This is a genomic window from uncultured Microbacterium sp., assembly GCF_947632095.1.
Lineage (GTDB): Bacteria > Actinomycetota > Actinomycetes > Actinomycetales > Microbacteriaceae > Microbacterium.
The window spans coordinates 1-3,409 of record NZ_CANROA010000095.1; the positions used below are offsets into that span (position 1 = coordinate 1).

The 3,409-nt window shown below is 68.3% G+C and carries 3 protein-coding genes and 1 pseudogene; all 4 read right to left on the minus strand.

The features are described from left to right. Window positions 1-302 (minus strand): NAD(P)-binding domain-containing protein (locus Q0Z66_RS12280; RefSeq protein ID WP_298041574.1); only part of this gene is annotated, 302 nt, incomplete at its 3' end. Continuing rightward, a complete protein-coding gene (locus Q0Z66_RS12285; protein ID WP_298041576.1) occupies window positions 299-1,495 on the minus strand; it encodes an acyl-CoA dehydrogenase family protein in 1,197 nt (398 codons plus the stop codon). The genes Q0Z66_RS12280 and Q0Z66_RS12285, both read right to left, overlap by 4 nt. 12 nt (window positions 1,496-1,507) lie before the next feature. Beyond that, entirely contained in the window at window positions 1,508-3,004 is a 1,497-nt protein-coding gene (locus Q0Z66_RS12290; protein ID WP_298041578.1) for a CoA-acylating methylmalonate-semialdehyde dehydrogenase, read from the minus strand. 125 nt (window positions 3,005-3,129) lie between these two features. Continuing rightward, window positions 3,130-3,409 (minus strand): annotated as a pseudogene (locus Q0Z66_RS12295) (hypothetical protein); the annotation flags it as partial.

Genomic DNA, 3,409 nt, shown 5'->3' on the forward strand with positions numbered 1-3,409 from the left:
TGAGCCTCATCGACGGCGATCGTCGACGACTCGATGAACAGGGTTCCCGGGGGTGCAGCGGCGAGCAGTCCGCCCTCATAGGCGTCGATGACATGGCGGCCGGCCGGGAACATCGTGATGACGACGTCGGCTGTGGATGCGGCATCCGCCCCGCTGTCGGCGATCGTGATGCCCTCCTGCCGTGCCGCTTCGAGCGCGGCGGGGACGAGATCGAAGCCGCGCACGTCATGGCCGGCGCGCATGAGGTTCACGGCCATCGGCAGCCCCATGTGTCCGAGCCCCAGGAACGCGATGCGGGTCATGAGGCCCGCCTCATGGTCTCGGAACCGGCGGGTCTCAGCATCTCGCGGCCGACGATGAGGCGCATGATCTCGTTCGTCCCCTCGAGGATCTGGTGCACGCGCAGGTCTCGCACCACCTTCTCGATGCCGTAGTCCTGCAGATATCCGTACCCGCCGTGCAGCTGTAGAGCCCGGTTGGCGATGTCGAACCCGGCATCCGTGGCGAATCGCTTGGCCATGGCGCAGCGCATCGTCGCATCCGGGGCCTGCTCGTCGACCGCCTGAGCGCCGTCTCGCACCATGAGCCGCGCCGCCTGCAGCTCCGTTCGCATATCGGCGATCGTGAAGAGGATCGACTGCTTCTCGGCGAGCGGCTCGCCGAACGCGACGCGGTCCTGCACGTGGTCGACGGCGCGGTCCAGGGCCCAGCGCGCGCCGCCCAGCGAACAGGCGGCGATATTGAGCCGCCCGCCGTTGAGCGCGGACATTGCGATGGCGAACCCGCGCCCCTCATCGCCGAGCATGGCGGTTGCGGGAACCCGTACGCGGTCGAACACCACCTGCCGGGTCGGCTGCGCCCGCCAGCCCATCTTCTTCTCGACCGCTCCGAACCCCAGTCCCTCCGCACCTGCGGGAACGAGGAAGGCGCTGATCCCCCGCGCTCCGCCGCCCGTGCCGGAGCCGTCGTCCCCGGTGCGCGCCATGACGACGTAGACGCCCGCTTCCCCCGCCCCGGAGATGAACTGCTTGACGCCGGTGAGGACGAAGTCGTCGCCGTCGCGGACGGCCCGGGTCGTGAGGGATGCCGCGTCGGACCCCGCTCCGGGTTCGGTCAGGCAGTAACTGCCGAACTCGGTCATGGCGGTCAGCCGCGGCAGCCACTCGTCGCGCTGGGCATCGTCGCCGTAGGTGTCGATCATCCAGGCGACCATGTTGTGGATCGAGATGTAGGCCGCGATCGTCGGGTCGCCCGTGGCGAGTTCCTCGAAGATCGCCACGGTATCGGTGCGGCTGAGGCCGGTGCCGCCGTGCTCTTCGCGCACGGAGATGCCGCCGAGGCCGAGATCGCCCGCCCGGCCCAGGGCGTCGCGGGGGAAGAGGTGCGCCTCGTCGCGCTCGATCGCGAACGGGGCGAGTTCGGTCATCGCGTAGTCCCGGACCGCCGCGAGAATCGCGTCGCGCTCTTCCGCGCTGGTCAGACTGATCATGGTCATGGGGTCCTCCGCTCAATCCATGGTCGGGATGACGAAACTGGCGCCGGTGGCGCCGGCGGGCCACCGGCTCGTCACGGTCTTGGTCTTCGTGTAGAAGCGGAAGGCGTCGGCGCCGTGCTGGTTGAGGTCGCCGAAACCGGATCTCTTCCATCCGCCGAAGGTGAAATAGGCGATGGGCACCGGGATCGGCACGTTCACACCGACCATGCCGACGTCCACCCGTGCGGTGAAATCGCGGGCGATGCCGCCGTCGCGGGTGAAGATCGCGACGCCGTTGCCGAATTCGTGATCGGATGCCAGGGCGAGCGCTTCTTCGTAATCGGATGCTCGTGCGATGACGAGCACGGGGCCGAAGATCTCCTCGCGGTAGAGAGCCATATCCGTGGACACATGATCGAACAGGGTGGGGCCGAGATAGAAGCCCTCCTCGTGTTCGGCGACGGAGATTCCGCGTCCGTCGAGAAGGAGCGTCGCGCCGTCGTCGATGCCCTGCTGGATCGCCTGCTCGACGCGTTCGACCGCCTGCCTCGAGATGAGGGGGCCGTAGTCGAACCCCGGGACGGAGGATGGCCCCACGGTGAGGGCGCCGACCCGCTCGATGAGCTTCGCGGCGAGGGCGTCGGCGGTCGCCTCCCCCACGGGGACGGCGACGGAGATCGCCATGCACCGCTCCCCCGCCGATCCGTATCCGGCGCCGACGAGGGCATCGGCGACCTGGTCGAGGTCGGCGTCGGGCATGACGATCATGTGGTTCTTCGCCCCGCCGAAACACTGTGCGCGCTTTCCGTGCGCGGTGGCGCTCGTATAGATGTGTCCGGCGATCGGCGTCGATCCGACGAAACCGATCGCGTGGATGCGCTCATCCGTCAGGATCGCGTCGACCGCTTCCTGATCTCCGTGCACGACGGTGAACACGCCGGCTGGGAGCCCGGCTTCGGCGAAGAGCTCGGCGAGGCGGACGGGAACCGAGGGGTCGCGTTCGCTCGGCTTGAGGATGAACGCGTTGCCTGCGGCGAGCGCGGGACCCGCCTTCCACAGCGGGATCATGGCCGGGAAGTTGAAGGGGGTGATCCCGGCGACCACGCCCAGGGGCTGGCGCATCGAGTACACGTCGATCCCCGCTCCGGCGCCGGTGGAGTACTCGCCCTTGAGGAGATGCGGGGCGCCGATGGCGAATTCGATCACCTCGAGACCGCGCTGGATGTCGCCGCGCGCGTCGTCGAGCGTCTTGCCGTGTTCGCTCGACAGCAGGCGAGCCAGATCGTCCATCTCGCGGTTCACGAGCTCGAGGAAGCGCATGAGCACGCGGGCGCGCTTCTGCGGGTTCGTCGCCGCCCATGCGGGTTGCGCTCGCTCGGCCGCATCGATCGCCCAGCGGACCTCGCCGGCCGAGGCGAGCGGCACGCGCGCTTGGACGCGCCCGGTGCTCGGATCGTAGACCTCGCCGAAGCGACCGGAATCCGGGGTGTGGAGCGATCCGCTGATGAAATGGGGAATGGTACGAGTCATTGTGCGACATCCCTTCGCGCCGCCATTGGCGCAATGCCCACAGTAATCGGATGACCAGATAATTACTAGGGCTTCCTAGTAAATGTCGTATCGGGTGCCCCCTGGGGTCGGGGTTTCCCTTCTTCTCACCCGGTTGCGGACGCTGCCCGCGCAGCGGCCAGCAGATCGGGCACGCCTTGCCCCAGTGCAGGCCCGAACGCATCACCGGGTCGTTCGCCGTCCAGCCAGCGGGTGTGGATCGCCTCGCAGAACACCGCTGCCTTCCACAGCGCGAGCGTCTCGTACCAGGCGAGTGCCGAGACGTCGGCGCCGGTGCGCGCCGCATAGCGGCTCTTCACGAACGAGGGTGTAGCGCTGGTCTGAACCCTCCGGCTTCGAGCAGCGACCGGGCGATGTAGTGGGTGA